At 56.9% G+C, this 2543-nt stretch carries 1 pseudogene and 1 riboswitch; the pseudogene reads left to right on the forward strand.

From position 1 onward, the window contains the following. The first annotated feature begins 170 nt into the window (after window positions 1–170). Window positions 171–260: riboswitch (cyclic di-GMP riboswitch) on the forward strand. Window positions 261–297: 37 nt separating this feature from the next. Next, window positions 298–2543: pseudogene (locus D1646_RS21640) on the forward strand (hypothetical protein); the annotation flags it as partial.

Raw genomic sequence — 2543 nt, forward strand, 5'->3', positions numbered from 1 at the left:
CGGGACCATATGTCTCTGAACGCTCCACCCTGGGGCGGCCCCGCCGTCACACGCGCCGCTGGCGGCGGGAGCAGCGCGGCGCATTGGCAAACCCGGAGAAATCCGGCGGCGCAAAGTTACGGGACTGGGACGCAGACCTGACAGCCCGTCAGGAGGCGTTATGTTCGCCGGACTGCAACTGGCAAAATCGGGGAAACCCGGTGACGCAAAGGTTGGACCTTCCCCGCGGGAAACTGCGGAATGGTAGCCCGCCCGCCGGATCCTTTGCATCCGACCTTGCAAAGAAAGGAAGATAATATGAAAAAGTCAAAGCGTTTGTACAGGCGCGGCCTGGCCCTGGCGCTCTCCCTGGTAATGTGCGTCGGGATGCTCCAGCTGCCCGCCTTGGCCGCTGAGGGCAGTACCTCAGTGGACTCCGTGGCGGAGACCGTGGAGATTCCTGACGAGACCCCTGACGAGACCCCCGTGGAGACCCCTGACGAGACTCCCGAGGAGACCCCCGACGAGACTCCCGAGGAGACCCCCGACGAGACCCCTGCGGAGACCCCTGACGAGGCCCCTGCGGAGACCCCCGACGAGGCTCCCGTGGAGACCCCCGACGAGGCCCCCGACGAGACCCCTGCGGAGACCCCCGACGAGGCCCCTGCGGAGACTCCCGACGAGGGCCCTGCGGAGACCCCCGACGAGGGCCCTGCGGAGACCCCCGACGAGACTCCTGCGGAGACCCCCGATGAGGCTCCCGTGGAGACCCCTGTGGAGACCCCCGACGAGGCCCCCGAAGAGCCCGTTGCACCTCCTACCTTGGGTGACCTCACTCAGGACGCCGGCGCCGCTGCCGGAGATGTCATTACCGACCTGGTGGAAGACCTGCTGGAGGCAGTCATCCCGGTCCCCGCTGAGGTCCAGCGGTTCCTGGACGCTGTTGCGGCGATCCCTGCCGTGAACCCGGACAATGCCGAGTGGATCATGGAGTACCTCTATGGCGAGGTTTCCACCGCCTATGAGGCGCTGCTGGGGACCGTCTACGAGGACCGCGCCGACGTTCAGAGTGCCGTCACTGCAATGGCCCAGGCCCTGCGGGTTGCGGAAGAACTGTTAGAAATTGCGAGCAGTACGTACGATATAGTCACCAAGACCGATAATGTCATCAAGACGGCATATAGCCAGTTCAACCCCAATACAAATACCTCCAATACGGTGAACAACGGATTTGCGCAAAACGGCTATGGTACAGTCGTACTGGATGACGAGAATCCCACCGCTACTGACGTTGCGTTCTGCCATTACTGGGGCGCACATATTGCCGGATGGCCTAATGGGTTCCAGATGATCGCAATCGAAAAGAACACGAACCCCTCTGTTGCAACTGCAAAGGCCAGAAGTACAGAAAACGGTCTGGTAGTGGACTTTACGAAGGGCACCGGAACTGGAACAACTACCATCGTGGTCGGATTTACCATTACGACACTGCGTCCCACTGCGAACATCGCAAGCAGTGGCCAGACGTATGCCGGCTTCAGTGGCTACCTCTACTATACGGTCACCAATGATGGTACTGGTACGGTGGTAAAGCCTGATAAACCCACAGTGAACGACCTTCCAAGTGCAAATGCAAGTCAAAAGGGATATGTCTACGTCAAGTGTGTAACTTATCCAAATGCAAATCCTCTGTATAATTCGACGGCCACGCACGCTGGCTTTATGTCGCTCAAAAACTCCACCGCTGGGTGGTCTTTTGGTGAGGTTTATGAGAATGACGGCAGATTTGGCAGCGATGCGCCTGCGTCGCAGTATCCCTGGCTGTGTGATCTGACCGTTAACAGCGAATATTATCTGGGTAGATGGAACGCTAACTATGCATCGACTAAAGGTGGTATCCATTATCTTAATGATAAGAACGACATAGTGAAAGCTACCTTTGTTTCCGATGGGAGCGAATGGTATTTCTTCACAGATGATTTTCCGCTGACCGTTTGGATCACCCACGAGGTTCCTGTTCAAGCCACATATACCGTCATCTACACCGATGGTGTGGATGGCGAGGAGGTCTTCAAGGATCAGCGCACCGACCAATTGAGCGAGGGCGCTCAAACCCCCGAGTTTAAGGGTACTCCTTCCCGCGATGGCTACACCTTTATGGGATGGGCTCCTGCTGTCAATCTCGTAGTAAGTGCAGACGATGCCAACGAGGATGGCGAAATCATCTATACTGCTACTTGGCAGAAAGACGGCGACACGGAAAGCAAAACCACCTATAAAATCGTGCGTGAGTACTATGTGAATGGTGAGAAGAACGCTACAGTGACTAGCGGTCCCAAGGATGGTACTGTAGGCGATACGATTGAAGGGGCTGACCTGAATAGCAAAAACCCCAATTGGGTCAACTACACAGTCGATGGCGAAAAGCTGACTTTCACCTATAAAGAAAGTAGCCCTGAGACCTTGACACTAGGTGAGGATTCAGCCAAGAACGTTATCACGCTGATATACGTCATTGATGAGGAGGGTGATGACGACGCTGACGCGGATGCAGACGCTGACGC

Origin of the sequence: Pseudoflavonifractor sp. 60 (genome assembly GCF_009911645.1) — a bacterium.
Classification (GTDB): domain Bacteria; phylum Bacillota; class Clostridia; order Oscillospirales; family Oscillospiraceae; genus Lawsonibacter.